Origin of the sequence: Nocardia transvalensis NBRC 15921 (assembly GCF_000308875.1) — a bacterium.
Taxonomy (GTDB): domain Bacteria; phylum Actinomycetota; class Actinomycetes; order Mycobacteriales; family Mycobacteriaceae; genus Nocardia; species Nocardia transvalensis.
Genome location: NZ_BAGL01000064.1, coordinates 115,811 through 135,192, shown reverse-complemented (window position 1 = coordinate 135,192; position 19,382 = coordinate 115,811). Strand labels below are relative to the sequence as shown.

The following is a 19,382-nucleotide window of genomic DNA, read 5'->3' as shown; positions in this document are numbered from 1 at the left end:
GCTCAGTGCGCACTGCCGATCAATGGACCCGGCCCGCCCGGCAGCGCACTGACCCGCAATGCCCCGAACCCGATGCCCGCCAGGCCCGTGTAGAGCCCCGGGACCTCGAGGTCGCGGTACAGACCGCAGCGCGGGCCGCGGCGGGCGATATCGCCGGCGACGGTGGCCGCGTGCCGGCGCAGCCGGCGCCACAGGGCGTCGTCGGAGCGTTCGGCGGCGACGGTGGCGGCCAGCTCGAGGCTGCCGAAATCGCCGTGGCACAACGAGTGTCCGTTGCCGAAGCCGCCGTGCAGGGTGGTCTCCACCGCCGTGTCGAGATCCGCGCGCAGTTGTGCGGCGTCGATGTGCCGGAGCAGGTGCAGCCGCGCGAGGCCGATTCCGGCCGCGCCGTGGCACCAGGCGATCGAATTGCCCTCCGTGGCGGTCCAGTCGCCGCGCCGCTCGAGGGCGAAACCCTCGGCATCCGTGAGTTCGCGGATGTCGCGCCAGTTGTTCCGGTCGACGTCGAACAGTTCGCGTTCGTATCGCACGGCACGCAGTGCGGCGTCGAGATACGTTGCGTCCCCGAGTATCTCGGCGGCACATGCCAGGGCCGATGCCACGCCGGAAGCGCCGTGCCCGTAGCCCGCCAGCGGTCGCCGGACGATGCCGAGTTCACGCATGCGCCGTGGCAGCCAGGCCGCCCCGGAGGCGGTGTCGCCCTGCGTGCACACCAGCCGGTCGGCGGCGCGGCGTGCGATATCGCGGATCGCGCCGCCGCGTCCGGATCGCGCCAGCGCGGCAAGACCGAGCAGCGCGCCCGCACTGCCGTCCATGACCGCGAATTCCTCGTCCTCGTCGATGAGTCTCGGCATCGACTGCGCGAGATGTACTGCGGCCGACAGTAATCCGTCGTCCTGCCAGAGCGTGCCCAGTTCCGACAGCGCGTAGACCGCGCCGCCGAGACCCAGCAGTCCGAGTTCGCCCCCGCCGCGCGCGAGATGGCCCCGGTCGATCTGCCGGAGCGCGGTGGCGACCGCCCGCCGGGCGCGGGCACGGTGTTCGGTCTCCCCGCTCACTTCGGCGTAATGGGCCAGGAACAGGGCGATTCCGAGCCCGCCGGAATACAGGTCGGGCCCGACCTCGCCGACCTCCCAGTTGGTTCCGGCGGTGGTGTGCACGCCCAGCCACACCGCGCCGTCCGAATCCTCCACAGCCAGTTCGGCGAGCCGGTCGGCGACGCTGCTCGCCAGCGCGAGCAGCGATCCGTCGTCGGCGGGCGTGGCCGCGGGCGTGTGGCTGTCCCGGGCGAGCACGACCGGCTGATCCCAGCGGACGCCGTTGGTGAGCAGGCAGGCGCGGATGAGCCAGAGCTGCCGGGCGAGGTCGTCCGGGCCCAGGCGATCGAGAATGTCGGTGGCCGTCCGCCAGCCCGAGGTCACGCCCTCCCGCAGGACGACCTCACCGCGATCGTCCACCACCGCGGCCTCCTCGACCCGAGCGGAGAACACGGGAATATCGCAGTGCCACAACGCGTGCCGCTCACCCTCGGTCGCGGCGGCCAGGCCGGGTTTGGTGGCGATCTCCCGCCACAGCAGGTCGAGGTGGCGTTCCTGGTCCCATCGGTCGCGCAGCAGTCGCGGATGGAACGACATCCCGAGAATCATGCCGTAGGTGCTGGTGTCGCGGAGCAGGACGCGGACCTCGTCGCCCCGGAATGCTGTGAGCGGCCCGCCCGGTGCAATCAGTTCGGCACGGCGCCTGTGCAAGACGTCGTACACCTCGCGGAATCCGGTGACCACCTCCTCGGTGTAGTCGCGCAAGCGCACCGTCCCCGGCACCCGGTTCGGCTGATTGCGGGCGCGGGGTAATTCGGCCTGCCGCAACCGGATACGCATCTCGTCGGTGCCGCCGCCCTCGACATGCGCGATCCGCACCGAACTCGTCGCCGGTCCGTCGGTGATGCTCATCCCCGACAGCTCGGCCCATCCCGACTGGCCCGAGGGCAACAGTCCGGCGTGGATGACGGAACCGGTCACGAGGTCGGCCGCCGCCGTCTCGGCCGGTGTGCGGCCCGCGTGGCGCAGGGCGTCGATCCGCGGTTGCAGCAGCGTCTCCAGATCGACCAGCACCGGCTGATCGCCCGCCGCGATCAGGTTCTCGGCGCTGATGTCGTTGGCGTGCAGGATGTACAGCAGCGCCAGCAGTGCGCCCTGCCGCCGGTAGAAGGTGCGCAGTTCGCGGGTGTCCGCGCACGGCCGCGACTCGACGAATTCCATCCAGCCGTACGCGCCGCGATCGAGGCACCGCACGATCCGCAGCCTGAGCCCCGGCACGCGGTGGCCGATCCAGGCCACCAGGTCCTGGAAGTGCGCGTCGACGGCGGACGGCCGCGGCTTGTACACGACCTTCCAGCCGGATTCGAACTCGATCCGCGCGACCGAGCGAGCGCCGCGGTGGAGATCGCCCAGTCCGGTCCGGACGGCGACGACCGGACCGATATCCGGCGGTGCGCCGAGTTCGGACATATGCGGCAGATCGGTCGCGAGGCGCGTCAGCAATTCTTCGGCGGCCGTCCGCCAGCGACCGGTCACGACGACTATTCGTTGCGCCAGCAACGGATATCTGCCGTAAAAGGATCGGCGTCTATCCGGATCGGCGAAATTCTTCACGAAGGAGTCGAATCGCTCCGCGGAAGTCTCCCCCGCGAGCGAATTCGCCGCCCGTTCCCGGGCCAATTCCGACACCATGCTCCGGTGCAGCATCGTATCGACCGTGCCGGCGATTCCCTCCTCGACCATGGCCGATACGAGGAGGTCCGGGTCACGGATCCGCGCGGCGAAATTCGCGGACCCGGCCGACAATTCGCACACCCGGGCGGCGAGTTCTTCCCGTAGGCGGACCAGCAGTTCGCCCGTCGCCGCCAGGAACGGACGCCGGGTCGCGTCCGGCGCGGAGACGCCGCGGCACAGGAGGTCGACGGCCGCCGCGGTATCCCGGTCCGTGGTGTCGGCGGCCAGCAGAGTCAGGAGGCGGTCCTCGTCGAGACCCGCCGTGGCCAGGCGAAGTCGCCACAGCTCGTCGCCGTCGAGTACCGCGCCGGGGACGGCGGCGCCGCCCGAGGCGTCGGCCTCGAACGGCACCGCCCGGCGCCAGCGCGCCAGCCGAGCGGCAGCGTCACCTGTCACGGCGAGCCGGTGCCGCGTCCGTCACGAACAGCAGGTCGGGAACGAACTGAAGGCGGTCCCGATCGAGGCCAGACGGGTGTCGTGCATATCCTGCAACCGAATGAATTCGGCCACTTCGTCTTCGAGATTTCCGGCCGTATCGAAGTCGGTCCGGAAGGTGTCCAATTCGAGCGATCTCATGCGGCGATCCTCATTTCCATCGGAATATACGTGCGCCGGTCCTGCCGTCACGGCATTACGCAGCCGAGCGCGAATCCCACGATACGACGTGAACGACAACGCAATTCGCCACTAGTGGGGAGCACCGCCGCCCCACACACACAATGTTCAGCGTGACCTTTTCCCGCAGAACCGCCGAGCACCAGAACGACATCGGTGAGGACGCCGAGATGGTTGTAGCCGGGGAGGAATATCTGCGTGTCGGCCGGGGCGGCGCGGTCACCGATCACAACGCGGACTGCTGCGACTTGTCGACCAGCCGGGCCCCCGTGATCGTGGACGGCTCGATCGCGAGGAAGGTATCGGACTGCCCCCACGCCGGCAACCGCTCCCGGTATCCGGCCAGCAGCGCGGAATCGGTGACCACGGAGGCGAATCCGACGACCACCACCGACCAGCCCACGTACCGGACCGGATCGAATTCGTCGGCCTCGTACGCCAGCACGTCCCGCTGCCCGGCGCGCAGCACCCCCGAGGACGGCGCGATCAACCCGGCCCGCAGAACCACCGTCCCGTCGTCCTCCACCAGATGGTTCACCAGGCACATCGAGGGCAGCGCCTCCCGGGTGAACATCACCCGCCCGAACAGTGTCCCGGCGAGCAGCCGCATCGCCTCGGCCGTACTCAAGTCCACCACCCGGCGCCGACCGTCCAGATCACCGAATAGTCCGATGCTCACGGGCTACTCCCAGTCTCCCCCGGAATCGTCCCTGGAACGCGGCCGGCTACGCCACTACCGATGACCCCTCAGCCCGCTGTCCCTCGGAGCACACGGATGTCGCGGCGACCGGACCGCGCTCGTCCATCGCTTCATATTCGCGCTCACAGGCGGTGTTGCGAAGAGTCTTTCGGCCCCGGCTCAGGGCAGCGGGTCACCGGCGACGACGCACAGCATCTCGGCGCGGATCCGGCGGATGGCGTCGTCGAGACCCTCGGCGACCGCGACGATACGGTCCCGGGCATGACCGTCGCCCAGCAGATCGACGGCGTTCCGCAGGCCCAGTCCCGCCGTGAACAGGTCGCCGACGACATCCCCCGCCAGTTCGGATGCGGTCCGTTCGGGCCGGGCAGGCCACGACTTCCCGGCGCTTCCGTTCGACATACGCCGCGCCGCATGCCCGTTCGGTGCCACGGCACCACCGCCGTGCGGTGACTTCCGGCCCGACCCGGGCATCAGCAACGCCTCGATCACGATCCAGCCGATCGAGTCCGCGGCGCCCAGCCGGTGCGCCACCAGCTCTCCCGCGACATCGCCGAACAGTCGCAGGATCCGGAGGTCGTGCCCGGCCGCGCGATACGGGTCGCGCAGATGGGTCGACACCATCCCGATCAGCCGGCCGTCGTACGCCAACAGCGGCGTGGACTGCACAGCCCGGAATCGCGCCCGCTCCGCGATGGCGCGATGCGCGGCGAACGCCGGGTCGCTGCGGGTATCGGCGACGACGAACTGCGCACCGGTCGCCGCCGCGCGCCCGCACGCCGACGTGGCGTCCTCGACCACGGCGAAGTAGTCGAGGAATTCGGGGCCGAAACCGGACTGGGTCACGATCCGCAGCGCGCCCGTGGCCGGGTCGACCAGTTGCACGTTCCCGTAGTCCGCGCCGGTCAGCGTGATCGCGGAGTCCAGCACCCGGCCGAGCAGATCCTCCAGCCCGGCCGCACCGGTCAGGGTCCCGGTGGCCGCGTGCAGCCGCCGCAGCGCGGTCGGCTGCTCCACGCCGAACTGCGCGGCCGCCGCGAAATGCGCTGTGCGGCGGAGCAACATCGTCGGGTCCGGCGCGGCGGGCCGGTGCGGGCCGCTCGTCACCAGCCGCAGCGGCGCCGACAGGATCTCGCTGCCGTTCGTCACGCCCTCACCTCGCTCGTCGGATTCCGGAGACACCCGGGTCGCGCTCGGGTGGGAGGGCCGGAATACGCCCAGGGTAGGGAGCCCGCGTCGGGCCTGGTAGGGCCGATTGTCACAGCGATGACTTTCGGCCCTGCCCGCCGGCGGCGGGGGTGACGCATCGTATCCTTCTGGGAGAGAGAGGGTTTCCATGCATACGACGAAGACATCGGGCGATTCCCGTCGCCGGGCCGGATATGCCGCGACCGGACTCGCCACCGCTGTACTGGCGGCCGGGTTCCTGACCGCCCTCACCGCGCCGGCCGCGCGGGCCGTCGTCACCGATCTCCAGGTTTCTCCTGGCACACCGGCTTTCAGCTGGGGACCTCAGAGCCAGTACGGGACGTCGTGTACCTACACCCTCACCGCCACCGTCACGATCGGCGACGACCGGGGCGTGTCGTTCTACGACTGGACCGAGGCCGCCTCCTTCGCCCCCGCCAACTACGTCTCCCCGGCGAACGGGACGGCCACGGTCGGCTGGACCCCGACCCGGCCCGGCTGGCACCACATCTCCGCCTACCAGGGTTCCGAGGGCGGCCCGGCGGTGGACGTCCTGGTCGGCAACGGCATCAATACCGGATCGGCCTGCCTGGTACTGCCCTAGCGGCCGCTGTCCAGCCGCGCGAGGATCGCCGCGGTGAGTTCGTCCGGCGCCTCCTCCGGCAGCCAGTGCCCCTTGTCGTCGAGCACCAGCAGGTCGAAGTCGGCGTGCACGAACTCCGCGCACAGATCGATGCCCGCGCGGGCGACCGCGATATCGCCCGTGCCCCACACCAGGGTCGACGGCGTGGTCACCGGGGGCACCGCGGTCCAGTCGCCGCCGATGGCGCGGTACCAGTTCAGCGCGCTCGCCATGGCATTCGGCGCGAGGAGGCGCGCGATGTGGCGGTCGGCGATCGCGGGCGGCACCGCCGCGCCGAATCCCAGCCGCAGGCCCGCCGCGTCGTCGGCGGTCAGCAGATACTCCGCACCGGGCCGCACCAGATGCTCGATGTAGCCGGACTTCTCGCGCTGCACGGGATCCTCGACGCGCGCTCGCGCGAAGGCCGCCGGATGCGGCACCGACACCGCCGTCAGCGACGCCACCCGCTCCGGGCGCCGCGCCGCGGTCGCCCACGCCACGATCGCGCCCCAGTCATGCCCCACCAGATGCACCGTGCCCAAAGACAATTCGTCGCACAGCGCGAGCACGTCGGCGGTCAGCTCGCTCAGCCGGTAGGCGTCGATGCCCGCGGGCCGGGCGCCGGGCGAATAGCCCCGCTGATTCGGGGCCCAGCTGCGAACCCCGTGCGCGGCCAGCGCATCGCCCACCAGTTCCCAGGACGCCGAACTCTGCGGGAAACCGTGCAGCAGAACGACTCCCGCATCGCCGTCGCGCCCGCGCACGTCGACCTCGAACTCCAGTCCCCGAGCACGTACCAGCTCCGTTACCACCACTCAGGCAGGATAACCCGAGAGGTGGACAGAAGTGTGGACAAGTGTCCATCAATCCGCTGGAAGGGCGGTACTCACGCGCGTGATGGGATCGGGGGATGGACGAGATCATCTTTCGGCTCGCGACGGCCGACGACATTCCCGCGGTGGTGGCCATGCTCGCCGACGACCCGCTGGGCCGCACCCGCGAATCCCCCGACGATCTGGCCCCGTATCGGGCGGCTTTCGCGGACATCGCCGCGGACCCGCGGGAGGAGCTGCTGGTCGCCGACGACGGTGGCGCCGTGGTGGGCACGGCCCAGCTGACCTTCCTGCCGGGACTGTCCCGCCGGGGCGCGCTGCGCGCACAGATCGAGGCGGTCCGCGTCGACCGATCGCTGCGCGGCGCGGGCCTGGGATCACGCCTGATCGAGGAGTGCGTCCGGCGCGCCCGCGAACGCGACTGCGTCCTGGTGCAATTGACCTCCGACACCACCCGCTCGGACGCCCACCGCTTCTACGGCAAACTCGGCTTCGAGCCCACCCACGTGGGTTTCAAACTGGCGCTCCGGTAAGCCGCCGGGTCACCCCGATGACCACCGCGGCCGAGGCGATACCCGCTAGCCCCGGAACGATTGCCGCCCAGGCGATTCCGGCAGGGGCCACCAGCAACCCGGTCACCGTCCCCGTCCGGTCACGCAGCCGCCCGGCGTCGCGGGCGCGAAGGTCACCAGCCCGCCGAGCAGCACCGGCCGCGCGCCGATCCGGTCCGCCAGCGACCCGAACACCGGCTTCAGCAGCACCTCCGCCCGTACAGAGCCAGCAGGACGCCCAGCGTGGGCAGTCCCGCGTGTTCGGACTCCGTGTATCCCGCCAGCCCGGCGGCGATGGTGTGCGCGCCGAACGCGGTCACGAATCCGGCCGCGTACAACGGCAGCAACGGCGTCCGCGATCCGACGTCGGGGTCGGCACTCATCGAGGATCTCCTTGCACGGGGCAACCAGCTGCTCTTCTTCGCAGAGTCTGCTACACGGCCCGGCGCGTTATGAATGGTCACCACGGATGCGGGCCGGTGCGCGGCCCGCGATTCCGCGCGGTAGCCTGAGGCTCGTACGGCCGTATTGCGTGACGTCGAAGGGGCTGCGGTGAAGATCGCTGTGCTCACCTACGGTTCTCGCGGTGATCTGCAACCGCCGCTGGCGGCGGCGATTCGGCTCCGGGAACGCGGGCACCACATCGCGGTCGCGGCGAATGCCGACAATGTCGAGGCCGTCACGACAGCGGGTTTCGACGTGCACGAGATACCGACCGATATCCGCGCGTTTCTCCGGTCCGATATCGTCGCGCGGTTGCTCAGGTCCGGCGGCCAGGCCACATTCACGCGCGCGTTCGCGAAAATGGAACGGGAGTCGGGCGCGGCCGTCGACGAGGCGCTCATTTCGGCGTGCGCGGGCGCCGACATCATTCTCAGCGGCCCGGTCACCTTGGCGGTGGCGCAGTGCATCGTGGAACGGACCGGGCAGCCGCTGGTCGCGCACATGCCTTTTCCGCTGGGGCGGTCGCGGGAATACGCGCCGCCGCTTCTCACCGGCCGGACGGTGCCCACCGGATTTCTCCGCCTGACCACACACCGCGCCTTCCAATTCCTCTATACGACGACGAATCGGGCGTCCGTCCGCAGAATTCGGCGCCGGCTGGGGCTGCCGGATTCGTTCCCCGGCCCGTTCGCCCGGGCCGAGGCCGACCGCACGCCGATCGAACTGCTGGTGAGTCCGGCGCTGTTTCCCCGGCCCGCCGACTGGCCGCCGCAGTACCGGATCGCGGGGCGGCCGATCGTTCCGGACGAGCTGCGGGCCGCCTGGGGCGAAAGTTCGATCGATCCCGCCGTGGACCGGTGGCTCGCCGCCGGTGAGCCGCCCGTCTTCGTGAGCTTCGGCAGTATGCCCGTGCCGGATCCGGCGGGCTGCTTGACGATGCTCGCCGAGGCCGCGCGGCGGACGGGCCTGCGCATCCTCGTCGATGCGGGATGGTCGGACTTCGCCCTCGGAACGCATGCGTCCGGAGCGGTCATGGTCACGGGCGCGTCGAATCACGACGCGATACTCGGCCGGTGCCGCGCCGCGATCCACCACGGCGGTTCGGGGACCACCCAGACGGTCGCCGCCGCCGGAATCCCCGCGGTGGTCACGCATTTCGGGGTCGATCAGGTGTTCTGGGGCAAGCGGGTCGCCGCCGCCGGACTCGGCGTCGAGCTGCCGATCAAGAAGCTGACCGCCGACCGTCTCGCAAACGCCCTCCGCGCCGCCCTGACGCCGCGCGTCGTCGCCCGCGCCGCCGCCGTGGGGGCCGCGATGTCGGCCGAGGACGGTGCGAGGCAGTTGTGCGACACCGTCGAGCGGACCGCCGTCAGCGGATGAGATCGGTGTAGATCGACACCAAGCGCTCGGCGTGCCGGGACTGGCGGGTGCTGTCGCGATGGGCGGCCATTTCCTTCCGCATGCGCGCCACCGCCGCACGATCCGCGACGAGCCGCCGGACCGTCTCCGCGAGGGCCGCCACGGACGGATCGCCGCTGCGCACGCCGCCGCCGTCCGGCACGGTCTCGGCCAGATCCGGATCGCAGTACACGACCGGCAGGGACATCGCGATCGCCTCGAGCAGGACCATGCACTGCGTCTCGGACCTGTACGACGGCAGCAGCAGTACGTCGGCGTTCGCCATGGCCGCCAGGCATTCTCGCTGAGCGACCCTGCCGTGCAGGCTGATTCGCGACGCGGATCCGGTGGCCTCGATGAGGTCTTCGATCTGCCCGTACTGGTCACCGGCCCCGTAGATGTCGAGGGTGGCGCCGTCGACCCGCGCGACGGCCGCCACGGCGGCGGTGATCCGCTTCTCCGGCGACAATCGCCCGCACCAGACGACCCGCAGCGGACCCTCCGGCCGGTCGTCCGCCGCCGGCTCCGCGCGCACCGCGTCGATGGCGTCGTCGTCGACGCCGTTGGACAGCACCGTGATCGGGCGATCCACGCCGTGCGCGACGAGCAGATCCCGGAAGTACCGGGTCGGCGCGGTCACGTGATCGGCGGCCCGGGCCTGCGCGACCATGACCCGCCAGGCGTGATGGGCAGCGCGGGTATCGCTCCCGCGCGGCACCCGCCGATCGTGCGGCACGTATCGCCGGTGCATCGCCTCCCACACCCGGGCGGAGACGTACGGCGCGGGCGAGACGTGCTCGAGAAAGACGTCGTCGCGGCCGTGCATGGACTGCACCACCGGAATACCGTGCCGCCGTGCCGCTTTCAGGCCCGCGATCGCGGCGCCCTGACCGGTGTGCAGGTGCACCACGTCGACGGGTCCGTACTCGGCGAAGGCTCGGTCGATCAGCGCGCCGTTGCGCGCCGAGGGCAGCACCACCCCGAACGCGTCGTTCTTGGTGAAGAATCGAACGGCCTCGTTCACGACCGCCACCGGCCGCAACTCGACCGCGCGGCGACCGGTCGCGCCGTGATTTCCCGGACTCGGAGTGGTGAAGAGAGTGACCCGGTGACCGAGCCGTTCGAGCCGATTGCATTGCGCGAATACGGATGTCTGGATACCTCCGAGGCTGCCGACATGAAAATCCATGAAGACGGCTGTATGCATCCCCGGAACCGCTTTCTGTTCGCACTCGCGCACTGGACCGTTCCGACCGTACCCGCACACTTTCCGATCTCCGCGATGCCCACCCGAACTCGGTAGCTACCTATCGCCTACCGATGTGACATTCGCGGCGGCACGCGGACAATGGCCCGGCCTGATTCGCGGGTGATCGAAAAACTGGTGGAAGGAACTTCATGGCGATCAAGGCGGCATCGAAGTCGGGCATCGTCCGGCTCCTCGCCGGCACGGCGACCGTCGCGGCCGTACTCGTGGCCCCGAATGCGACGGCGAATGCGTCGGAGGGCGGCGGATGCGGTGAAACGGTCGACGGAATTACCGTGTGTATCGCGGACAACGGCGACAATCGGGTCCACGCCTGGACGCTCATCTGGCCGGAACGGCACGACGACGCGGTCACCCGGATCGAGATCTGCCGCGTCGCGGATCCGGAGTGCGCGGACCGGGCCGCGGGACCGGTCGCCGGCACGGACCGTGGCGCGGAGATCTTCGCCGTCCCCGGCCCGGGCACGGACCAGTATTTCGCCGCCTACCACCACGGCGACGTCCGCGTCACGAGCGTGCCTCTCACCTGGCGCTGACCGGGAGCTCACGCGCAGTCGTACGCCATAGGTAATCCAATGCGGCACACGGTTCCCACCGCCGCCCGCGGCACCGCTCCGGACACTCCGGATCGTCGTATCTTCCAGGCGGAGAAGGCTTCCGGACCGGTGGCCGGGGCGGGTTACCGATGCGGGCACCGGTACCTAGGTAATCACTGTGTGTCGTCGGCGGCACGAACGGGCCGCCGAGGAGGTGCGGCGGCCGTGGTGTGTTGTCTCTTGCTGGGCGGATTGATGCTTCTCGGGCCCGACGCGCAGCGGCTGTGGCGGGCGATCCGGGGCCGCACCGGATCCGGGGAACGGCGCGGAGCGCCCGCCGAGGTCGGCGTCGCGCGCCACCTGGTCGTCGCGGCTCCCGGGCGCGCGGGGTCGGCGGGTCCGTCATGACCACGCTGGAAGACCGCGTCCGGGCGGTCCGGCTGCGCGGGCCGTCGACCGCGCGATGGTTCGCGCGCACGGTGACGGTCGCCGTCGTCGTCTGGGTGATCGCGGCGGCTGTCCCGGCCGTCTTCGGGCTGTCGCCGTCGTGGCGCGCGTTCGGGGCGGGACTGATCGTGCCCGGCGCCGGTCTCCTCGTCGCCGTGCCGCCGCTGCACCACCCGTTCGGCACGGCGATGGTCGCGGGCCACGCGGTGCTGATCGCCGCGGAGATCCTCCTCGCGGGGTGGGCGCTGCGCCGGTTCCGGGCGGCCGCGGGACTCGGTGTCGTGGCGCTCGGAGCGCTGCTGGCCGTGGGCATTTCGGCCGCGCCGGCGGCCGTCGTGGTCACCGGTCACGCGCTGGCGTTCGCGGGGGTCCTCGCCGCGGCCGGCTGGGCGTACATGTTCCGGTGCATCGCGCGGTCGGACTATGTGACGCTGCCCGCCATCATGATCGCGTCGGCGGCGGCCGGCGCGGCGCTCGCGGCGTACCACGGCGGTATGGCCGGTCCGCTCGCGTGGTTCTCGTGGGCCGCGCTCGCGATCGCCCTCGCCGCCACCGGCTTCGGGATGGTGCGCGAGCTGATCCGGCACCGCGCCGCCGGGCGCGTCGGGGCGGAGCGCGCGGAGTTCCTGGATCGGCAACGGGCCGTCGCCTACACGAATCCGGTGCCGCTGCGCCAGACCCGCGGCGTCCCGGTGGTCTCCGAGGCGACCCCGGACCAGCTCGCGCACGTCCGCCATCTGCTCAGCATCGCCATGCAGCCGCCCGGCGAGTGGGACGGGTTCGACGACGAGGGCCCCGGGCCGCTGCAGCAGTACCGGTACCAGCTCAACTCCCTGGGCTGGGCGCTGTCGATGTATACCTACTCGCACACCCCCGCGCTGCGCGGCCCGCTGCACGCCGCGCAGGTCAACCTCTTCGACCGTATGCGGGATCCCGCCGTCTGGGGCTACTGGTACTGGGAGAACCTGCTGGGCAACTGGGACTTCGGGCAGCGCCGCGGCGATCCGATCGACGTGCCGCAGAACATCATGTTCACCGGCTACCTCAATCTCCAGCTCGGCCTGTTCGAACAGGCCACCGGCGATTACCGGTACCGCGCCCCCGGCGCCTTCGAGTTCCGGTCGGCGCGGACCCGGCCGGTGTCCTACGACCGCGACGCGATCAACGCGATCGTGGTCCGGAATTTCGGCGGCGAGCTGTGCCTGTGGGCGTGCGAGCCGCTCCCGATCGGGCGCGGGCGCACCCGGGGCCTGGTCTTCCCGTACTGCAACGCGGTCGCCGCGGCGGGCGTCGCCGTCTCGGACGCGCTGCACGGCACCGGTCACGCGGCCGAGATCGCGCCGCGCCTGCACCGCGCGCTCGACGCCGAATTCACCGCGGCGGACGGCGATATCGTCACCTTCCTGGTCTCCGGCCTGGGCCTGACCGCGCGAGCCTTCCGCGGACCGACCACCACCGCCGGCATCTCGGCGTTCCTGACCCCGCTGCTGCCCGACCTCGGCCGGCGCGCCTGGGAGATCCTGCGGAAGGAGTGGCTCGAGACCGGCCGCTACCTCGAATCCGGTTCCGCCGGTACGGAATCCCCGACCGCCGAGGACTGGGGCTCGCGCGCGGCCACCAACGCGGAGGCGCTGGCCGGGGCCATGCTGCTGGCGCAGGAACTCGGCGACCGGGAGTGGCACGCGGAGCTGTGGCGCGCGGCCACCGAACAGCTGGGCTTCGCCGACTCCGAGACCCGGCCCGGTGTCAAGGACTTCCGGGCCGCGTCGGTGCACGCCAACGGCATGCTCGGGCTGGGCGGTCTGGGCCGCCCGTTCGCGCTGACCGACATGATGTCGACGGCCCGGCCGCCCGCGTGGAACAGCGGCCCGCGCCTCGCGGAGGTGCCGCACCCCGACGTCACGGTCGCGCGGGCGGTCTCCGACGGCACCGGCCTCGACGCCGTCCTGCGCCCGGGGCTGCGGCCCGGACGGTTCGCACTGGTCCTGGACCGGTTGCGGCCGGGACGCACCTACGCCGCCCATGGCACGCCCGAAGGATTCCTACGCGCCGACGAGAACGGGGTCGCCCGCCTCGTCGTCGACCTGTACGACCGGACCGCGATCGAAGTGAGGCTCGAATGACCAGTTCCCCGATCGATATCGACGGCCCGCGGGTGGCGCTGTACTCACCCGCGTTCGCCGCCGATCCGCACGAGTCCTACCGGCAGATGCGCGACACCTACGGGTCGCTGGTACCGGTGGAACTGGCGGAGGGGGTCCCCGCGACCCTGGTGATCGGGTACCGCACGGCGGTGCGCATCCTGCACGATCCGGACCACTTCCCGGCCGATCCACGTTCCTGGCAGCAGAACATCCCCGCGGGCTGCCCGGTGAAGCCGATGCTGGAGTGGCGGCCCAACGCCATCCGCAGCTCGGGTTCGGACCATCTGCGCTACCGGCAGGCCAATGTCGCGGCCATCGCCGCGGTCGACCTGCACGGGCTGCACGCCATCGTCGAGGAGACGGCCATCCCGCTGATCGACGCCTTCTGCGCGGACGGGAAGGCCGATCTCCTCGCCCAGTACGCGACGCCGCTGGCCTTCCAGGTCATCAACACGATGCTGGGATGCTCGCCGGAGATCGGGCAGCGGGTCGCGGCGGGCATCATGGCGATGTTCGAGGGCAACGACGCCGCCGACGGCAACGCGATGCTGATCGAGGCGCTGACCGAACTGGTGGCGCAGAAACAACTGGAGCCGGGCGAGGACATCACGAGCCGGCTGGTGCGGCATCCGGCCGCGCTGAACGAGCGCGAGGTCGTCGAGCAGCTGGTCCCGCTCTACGGCGCCGGGGTCGAACCCACCCTCAACCTCATCGGCAACACCCTGCTGTCGACCCTCGTCGACCAGACCTTCGCCGGCGATGTCCTGGGCGGCAGCCTCTCCACTCGGGACGCCCTGGACGAGGTGCTGTTCACCGATCCTCCGATCGCCAACTTCTGCATGACCTACCCGCGGCACCCGATCCTCATCGAGGGCGTCTGGCTACCCGCGCACCAGCCCGTCGTGATCAGCATCTCCGCCTGCAACAACGACCCGGAGATCAGCGCCGGCGACCACACCGGCAACCGGTCGCACCTCGCGTGGGGCGCCGGGCCGCACGCGTGCCCCGCGCGGCAGGCGGCGTACCTCATCGCCCAGGACGGCGTCGATCAGCTGCTCGACGCGCTGCCGGACATCCGGCTGGCCGTCCCGGCCGACACCCTGACCTGGCGGCCCGGCCCCTTCCACCGCGCGCTCGCCGCCCTCCCGGTCGTATTCCCGCCGTCGCGGCCCTTCGGCACGGGCCCCCGGACCGGCTCGGCGCCCGCCCGCTATCAGGACGGCACGCCGCCCGCATCCGTAGCCCATCCGTAATCTGCGGGCGAGAATGATTGCGGGCCAACGATTCCAGCAAGCGACCCGCGCCCGATGTGCGACGGAACCGCCCGGTCGGGGTTATTGTCGTGGTCATGTCGGCGAGGCCCCTCGACCAGCGTGAGACATCGATTTCAGCGGACGATTTCGTCGGACGCCAGCCCGAGCTGGACGCGATCATCACGTTACTGCTGCGCAACACGCGACTGGTCACCCTGATCGGGCCGGGTGGAATCGGGAAGACCCGGCTGGCGGCGAAGGCGTCCGAACGCCTGCAGAAGGCGCGGAACACGCCCGTGTACTGGACGCGCCTGGCCCGCCTGCCCGCGAACTCGAGCGTCGAGACGGTCGAGGAGGAGGTCGTCCGGTCGGTGGTCGAGACCGACTTCTCCGGCCGCTCGACCTGGGAGGCGCTGGTCACGACGCTGACCCGGACCGACCGCAAGGGCCGGCGCCTGCAATCGCTGCTCGTCCTCGACAACTGCGAGCACGTGCTCCCGAGCGCCGGCCGCATCATCGCCCGGCTGCTCGACGCCATCCCGGAACTGTGCGTCCTGGCGACCAGCCGCGAGGCGATCGACTGGGTCGACGAACACCGGTTCGTGGTCCCGCCGCTGACCCCCGACCAGGCGCTCACGCTGTTCCGGTCCCGGTCCGAGATGACGGGCAACCCGCTCGCGACCGAGGACGAGCTGACGCTCGCCGCCCGGATCTGCCGTCAGATGGACTACCACCCGTTGTTCATCCGGCTGGCGGCCGGCCGCCTGGTCCGCCAGCCCCTGGCGCTGATCATGCGGCAGCTCGGCGGCGATCCGGGCAGCGACCGCCGGCTGAACTGGCTGCCCGGTCCGACGCTGGGCAGCGAGGACCGCCACCGCACCATCAACGACGTCATCAGCTGGTCCTATGACCTGTGCGGAGAGAAGGAGAAGCTGCTCTTCGACCGGATGGCGGTCTTCGCCAGCGGATTCGACTCGACGCTGGACACCGTGGCGGCCTTCGACGTCGGCGCCGACCTCGACGCCATCCGCACCGTCTGCGCCGACCCGGTCCCCGATCCCGTGGCGGATGTCGAGGCGGGGGCGCGAGACACCGGCGGACGGCCCGCACTACGGGCCGGCGAGATCGAGGCCGCGCTGGAGCGGCTGGCCGACCAGTCGCTGGTGTCGCGGCACATCACGGCGACGGCCGTGTCGTATTCGCTGTCGGAGAATCTCCGGGTCTACGCCCAGCAGCGGCTGCGCGAGCGGTCCGCGCGGGGCGTGGACGAATACGTGCTGTACACCGAGCGGCATCGGAACTACTACCGCGACAAGGTATTACACGCCGCCGCCACCTACTTCGGACCGGACGAACGCGAACTGTTCAACTGGGCGGCGGCGGCCTGGAACAACATCATCATCGCGATCGAGCGCAGCCTGGAACCGGGCGGCAACGCCGTCTACGGCCTGGAGATCTGCGCGGGACTACTGGTCCTGCGGCTCCCGTTCTACAAGGGGTCCTTCCGCGAGATGCGCTCGTGGACCGAGCGCGCGCTCGACGCGACCAGCGCGACCGAATCCGACATCGGCGAGCTGCGCGTGACCGCGATGGCGCTGCTGGTGTGGATCATGTTGTGCCAGGGGCAGACTCGCGACGCCGAGCGCCTGCTCGACGAGTGCGTCCGGACGTGCGCGCCGTCGCGGGACGGCGACTGGCGGCGTACGCCGCAGGACGAGCTCGGCCTGCCCGCGGTCGTCGACTTCGCGTGGGGCGTGGAATTGCTGCTGGCGCGCAAGGATCCGCTGTCGGTCACGGTCCTCGACCGCGCCCGCGAGAAGTTCGACCGCGTCGGCAACACGTCCGGGGCGATTCCCAGCGAGCAGTTCGCGGCGCTCGCCGCCACCCTGATCGGACCGGTGGACCAGGCGCGGGATCTGGCCCGGCGATATCTGGAACGCACTGCGGCCGTGGGTGTTTCGTGGACCCGGCTGTGGGCCGAGCTGACCTGGTCGATCGCGCTCACCCGGCTGGGCCGCCTCGACGAGGCCCTGGCCCTGCAGCGGTCGGTCCTGGAGCACCTCCTGCCCACCCGCGAGCAGTGGGCCGCGCTCTGGGCGGTGCAGTTCCGCGCCTGGTCGCTGGCGCGGGTGATCTCCGGCGGCGACGCCGCGGGCCGCGCCGCCGGTCGCCGGGCCACCGCCCTGGCCACCGAGATCGCGCTGCTCGCGGGCGGCACCCGGACGCTGCGGGACGGCCTCGGCGTCGATATCGCACAGCTCGGCCCGTTCGACGATATCGCCGGCGAGGCGATCGGGGTGGCCCGGGAGGTGCTCGGGCCGCGCGCCTACGAGGCGGCCGAGAAGCGCGGCGCGACACTGCGTCCGGAGCTGCAGGAGGTCCACCAGCTCGCCATGGGCACCTCCCGCATCGGCGTCCCGCAGGCGCACGCGCCCCGCGACCAGTCGCCGGGCTGGGCCGATCTCACCGCAGCCGAGAAGGAGGTCGCGACGCTGGTCGCCGCCGGGTGGACCAATTCGGCCATCGCCGCCCGCCGCGGCACCTCCCGCCGCACCGTCGACGCGCAGATGGCCGCGATCCTCCAGAAGCTCCAGGTCGGCTCGCGCACCCAGATCGCCCAATTCGTCCCCGAACAGGACTGATCCGGGCACGGCAGCGGCTACCGAGGTGGCGTCAGGAGCGGGGCCAGTGCCGCGGCCGCCTCGAAGAGGGCGCGGGACCGGGTGTCGATACTCGCGTCGCGGGCGGCCAGGCCGGCCATGACGGCGTCGACGCCGCCCGCGGCGCGCAGCTGGGGCACGAGCGCCTGGAGGGCGGGGATGCCGTAGCCCGCCGAGCGGAGCTGGTGCACGATCCGGGCGTCACGAACGTCGCCGGGGGTGTAGACGCGGGCGGCGCGAGTGTCGACGCGGCTCGGGACGACCAGGCGTACGGAGTCCCAGTAGCGCAGGGTCGAGGTGCGGACGCCGAGCGCGTCCGCCAGCTCGGAGATGCTCATCTCGTCGGAAGGACGCGCGTCGGCAAGGGGTTCCGCGGCGATGGCCCGGGCGGCGGTCTTGGCGAAGCCGAGGTCGCGGCGCTCCCGGTCGAGGCGGGCGTGGGCCGCGTCGAGCAGCGCCAGCACCTCCGGAAGCGGACGCGTGTGCACCGCGCGCATGATCTCCCGGGCGGCGGCCGGCCCGACGCCCGCGGCCAGGCGGCGGTACGCGAGCGCCGAGTGCACGTGCGATTCGTCGTAGACCCGGTATCCCGACGGCGTGCGGGCCGCCGGCGGCAGGACGGCCTCGTGTTCGAGATCGCGCACCTGCTGGACCGAGTACCCGGCCCGCCGCGCGACATCGGCGGTGCGCAGAGCTGCCGAGTTGAGACTTCCCATACCGTTACTCCAGCACAGTGCTGCCCAAGTCGCCACAAGCACTCGAATGTCACGCTGGAACCCATGGATATCGAAGAGATCATCGCCTACGTCGAGAACTTCGGCGGCGTGCGGACGCAGTGCCCCGGACCCGGCGACGGCACGCCCGAGATCGCCTGGGGCGACACATTTTTCACCTACTCCCCCGACGCCACGGTACCGGCCACGGGTCAGCCGTTCGCGACGATCGTCACCAAGAACTACCCCGGCGACGAGCGGTCCCGCCTCGACCGGCCCGGCGTCTTCCGCCTCAACATCCACGCCGGGCGGGAACTCTTCCTCGAGTGGACCGGTCACGAACCCCGGCGGACCGCCGACGAGGGCGCGGACCCGAGCACGGCCGACACCCTCGTCGCCCATCCCGTCTACGGAACAGCCGGGTGGCTGGCGGTGGTGAATCCCGGTGCGAACACCGATCAAGCCGTGCGCGACCTGCTGCGCGCGGCCCACGACCGGGCCCGTGCCCGCTACGAACGCCGCGCCGAACCCCGGTAGGAAACCAGCGTCTCCGGGCCCCCGGCCGCGCGCAGGCGGCCGTCGCCGAGGACCAGGCAGTGGTCGGCGCGGGCGGCCTCGTCGTGGTCGTGGGTGGCCTGGACGACGGTGACGCCGCCCGCCGCGACCTCGCGGAGGATATCCGAAATCTGTTGCTGGGCTTCGACATCCAGGCCCGCGGTGGGTTCGTCGAGCAGGAGCAGATCCGCTTCCTGTGCCAGCGCCTGGGCGAGCAGCGCGCGCTGCCGCTGACCGCCGGACAGCGCGGTGAGCCGGCGGCGGGCCAGGCCGCCGATCCCCAGCCGGTCCATACAGTCGCGCACGAGGGCGGCGTCGGCGCGGGTGAGACGCCGCCACGCGCCGCGATGCGCCCAGCGGCCCATGGCCACGGCCTCGCGCACCGTGACCGGCAGGGTCGCGGGCACCGCGCTCTGCTGAACCACGAATGCCGGGCGGCCACCGCGAGCCCGCTCGATCGTCCCCCCGGCCGGGGCGACGACGCCGGCGATCGCGCCCAGCAGCGTGGATTTCCCCGACCCGTTGGGACCGACGATCGCGGTCACCCGGCCGTCGGGGATATCGGCCGTGATCTCGTGCAATACCGTCCGCGACCGATAGCCGGCCGAGAGCGACTCGATCCGGACCGCGGGAATCGTCCCTGTGCGCACCACACCACCTACTTGTATTGAAAATCATTTCCATT

17 protein-coding genes and 1 pseudogene are annotated in these 19,382 nt (G+C 71.3%); 9 read left to right on the top strand and 9 right to left on the bottom strand.

What is annotated here, in order from left to right; translation table 11 throughout:
- Positions 1–2: 2 nt before the first annotated feature.
- The 4 genes from ON41_RS23775 to ON41_RS23765 form a co-directional block, all read right to left on the bottom strand.
- Positions 3–3,167 (bottom strand): type 2 lanthipeptide synthetase LanM family protein, encoded by a 3,165-nt coding sequence (locus ON41_RS23775; RefSeq protein ID WP_157185603.1) that lies wholly within the window; start codon positions 3,165–3,167, stop codon positions 3–5.
- A gap of 21 nt (positions 3,168–3,188) precedes the next feature.
- Positions 3,189–3,347 (bottom strand): hypothetical protein, encoded by a 159-nt coding sequence (locus tag ON41_RS41800; protein ID WP_157185602.1) that lies wholly within the window; start codon positions 3,345–3,347, stop codon positions 3,189–3,191.
- 265 nt (positions 3,348–3,612) lie between these two features.
- Complete coding sequence (locus ON41_RS23770; protein WP_051162316.1) at positions 3,613–4,065, bottom strand: pyridoxamine 5'-phosphate oxidase family protein; 453 nt, start codon at positions 4,063–4,065, stop codon at positions 3,613–3,615.
- A gap of 180 nt (positions 4,066–4,245) precedes the next feature.
- The gene (locus ON41_RS23765; RefSeq protein ID WP_040749933.1) at positions 4,246–5,235 is read right to left on the bottom strand and encodes a GAF domain-containing protein; all 990 of its coding nucleotides are present in this window, start codon (positions 5,233–5,235) and stop codon (positions 4,246–4,248) included.
- A gap of 187 nt (positions 5,236–5,422) precedes the next feature.
- Here ON41_RS23765 and ON41_RS23760 point away from each other — a divergent pair, with 187 nt between their 5' ends.
- Positions 5,423–5,878, top strand: coding sequence for a hypothetical protein (locus ON41_RS23760; RefSeq protein WP_040749932.1), 456 nt, complete (start codon positions 5,423–5,425; stop codon positions 5,876–5,878).
- Here the strand turns inward: ON41_RS23760 and ON41_RS23755 are convergent.
- Positions 5,875–6,711, bottom strand: coding sequence for an alpha/beta fold hydrolase (locus tag ON41_RS23755; RefSeq protein WP_040749931.1), 837 nt, complete (start codon positions 6,709–6,711; stop codon positions 5,875–5,877). The two genes, ON41_RS23760 and ON41_RS23755, sit on opposite strands and share 4 nt — an antisense overlap.
- 95 nt (positions 6,712–6,806) lie before the next feature.
- Here ON41_RS23755 and ON41_RS23750 point away from each other — a divergent pair, with 95 nt between their 5' ends.
- Complete coding sequence (locus ON41_RS23750) at positions 6,807–7,262, top strand: GNAT family N-acetyltransferase (protein WP_040749930.1); 456 nt, start codon at positions 6,807–6,809, stop codon at positions 7,260–7,262.
- 114 nt (positions 7,263–7,376) lie between these two features.
- On the opposite strand, the pseudogene ON41_RS40570 reads toward ON41_RS23750, so the two are convergent.
- A pseudogene (locus tag ON41_RS40570) lies at positions 7,377–7,663 on the bottom strand (MFS transporter); the annotation flags it as partial.
- Between the two features lie 169 nt (positions 7,664–7,832).
- Here ON41_RS40570 and ON41_RS39300 point away from each other — a divergent pair.
- Entirely contained in the window at positions 7,833–9,104 is a 1,272-nt protein-coding gene (locus tag ON41_RS39300) for a glycosyltransferase (protein WP_051162314.1), read from the top strand.
- Here the strand turns inward: ON41_RS39300 and ON41_RS23740 are convergent.
- Positions 9,094–10,311, bottom strand: coding sequence for a glycosyltransferase (locus tag ON41_RS23740; protein WP_169336506.1), 1,218 nt, complete (start codon positions 10,309–10,311; stop codon positions 9,094–9,096). The genes ON41_RS39300 and ON41_RS23740 overlap by 11 nt on opposite strands.
- Positions 10,312–10,520: 209 nt before the next feature.
- On the opposite strand from ON41_RS23740, the gene ON41_RS23735 reads away from it, so the two are divergent.
- The 5 genes from ON41_RS23735 (at position 10,521) to ON41_RS23720 (ending at position 17,411) form a co-directional block, all read left to right on the top strand.
- Positions 10,521–10,925, top strand: coding sequence for a hypothetical protein (locus ON41_RS23735; RefSeq protein ID WP_040749929.1), 405 nt, complete (start codon positions 10,521–10,523; stop codon positions 10,923–10,925).
- A gap of 255 nt (positions 10,926–11,180) precedes the next feature.
- A complete protein-coding gene (locus tag ON41_RS41795; RefSeq protein ID WP_157185601.1) occupies positions 11,181–11,333 on the top strand; it encodes a hypothetical protein in 153 nt (50 codons plus the stop codon).
- On the top strand, positions 11,330–13,495 hold the full coding sequence (locus ON41_RS23730; protein ID WP_040749928.1) for a linalool dehydratase/isomerase domain-containing protein: 2,166 nt from the start codon (positions 11,330–11,332) through the stop codon (positions 13,493–13,495). The genes ON41_RS41795 and ON41_RS23730 overlap by 4 nt, the downstream gene beginning before the upstream one ends.
- Complete coding sequence (locus tag ON41_RS23725; protein ID WP_246461674.1) at positions 13,492–14,769, top strand: cytochrome P450; 1,278 nt, start codon at positions 13,492–13,494, stop codon at positions 14,767–14,769. The genes ON41_RS23730 and ON41_RS23725 overlap by 4 nt, the downstream gene beginning before the upstream one ends.
- 95 nt (positions 14,770–14,864) lie before the next feature.
- Positions 14,865–17,411, top strand: a complete 2,547-nt coding sequence (locus ON41_RS23720; RefSeq protein ID WP_157185600.1) for an ATP-binding protein — start codon at positions 14,865–14,867, stop codon at positions 17,409–17,411.
- A gap of 17 nt (positions 17,412–17,428) precedes the next feature.
- Here the strand turns inward: ON41_RS23720 and ON41_RS23715 are convergent, their stop codons facing one another.
- A complete protein-coding gene (locus ON41_RS23715; protein ID WP_040749926.1) occupies positions 17,429–18,145 on the bottom strand; it encodes a MerR family transcriptional regulator in 717 nt (238 codons plus the stop codon).
- A gap of 63 nt (positions 18,146–18,208) precedes the next feature.
- On the opposite strand from ON41_RS23715, the gene ON41_RS23710 reads away from it, so the two are divergent.
- Positions 18,209–18,679, top strand: coding sequence for a DUF6194 family protein (locus ON41_RS23710; RefSeq protein WP_040749925.1), 471 nt, complete (start codon positions 18,209–18,211; stop codon positions 18,677–18,679).
- Here the strand turns inward: ON41_RS23710 and aztA are convergent.
- Positions 18,652–19,347, bottom strand: coding sequence for a zinc ABC transporter ATP-binding protein AztA (aztA, locus tag ON41_RS23705; RefSeq protein ID WP_246829594.1), 696 nt, complete (start codon positions 19,345–19,347; stop codon positions 18,652–18,654). The two genes, ON41_RS23710 and aztA, sit on opposite strands and share 28 nt — an antisense overlap.
- Positions 19,348–19,382: the final 35 nt, after the last annotated feature.

Bases quoted from the DNA above. Each gene is read 5' to 3' on its own strand.
- ON41_RS23725 (WP_246461674.1), top strand. From the start codon at position 13,492: ATGACCAGTTCCCCGATCGATATCGACGGCCCGCGGGTGGCGCTGTAC.
- ON41_RS23760 (WP_040749932.1), top strand. From the start codon at position 5,423: ATGCATACGACGAAGACATCGGGCGATTCCCGTCGCCGGGCCGGATAT.
- ON41_RS23720 (WP_157185600.1), top strand. From the start codon at position 14,865: ATGTCGGCGAGGCCCCTCGACCAGCGTGAGACATCGATTTCAGCGGAC.
- ON41_RS23735 (WP_040749929.1), top strand. From the start codon at position 10,521: ATGGCGATCAAGGCGGCATCGAAGTCGGGCATCGTCCGGCTCCTCGCC.
- ON41_RS23730 (WP_040749928.1), top strand. From the start codon at position 11,330: ATGACCACGCTGGAAGACCGCGTCCGGGCGGTCCGGCTGCGCGGGCCG.
- ON41_RS23750 (WP_040749930.1), top strand. From the start codon at position 6,807: ATGGACGAGATCATCTTTCGGCTCGCGACGGCCGACGACATTCCCGCG.
- ON41_RS23740 (WP_169336506.1), bottom strand. From the start codon at position 10,311: ATGGATTTTCATGTCGGCAGCCTCGGAGGTATCCAGACATCCGTATTC.
- ON41_RS41800 (WP_157185602.1), bottom strand. From the start codon at position 3,347: ATGAGATCGCTCGAATTGGACACCTTCCGGACCGACTTCGATACGGCC.
- ON41_RS23715 (WP_040749926.1), bottom strand. From the start codon at position 18,145: ATGGGAAGTCTCAACTCGGCAGCTCTGCGCACCGCCGATGTCGCGCGG.
- ON41_RS41795 (WP_157185601.1), top strand. From the start codon at position 11,181: ATGCTTCTCGGGCCCGACGCGCAGCGGCTGTGGCGGGCGATCCGGGGC.
- ON41_RS23710 (WP_040749925.1), top strand. From the start codon at position 18,209: ATGGATATCGAAGAGATCATCGCCTACGTCGAGAACTTCGGCGGCGTG.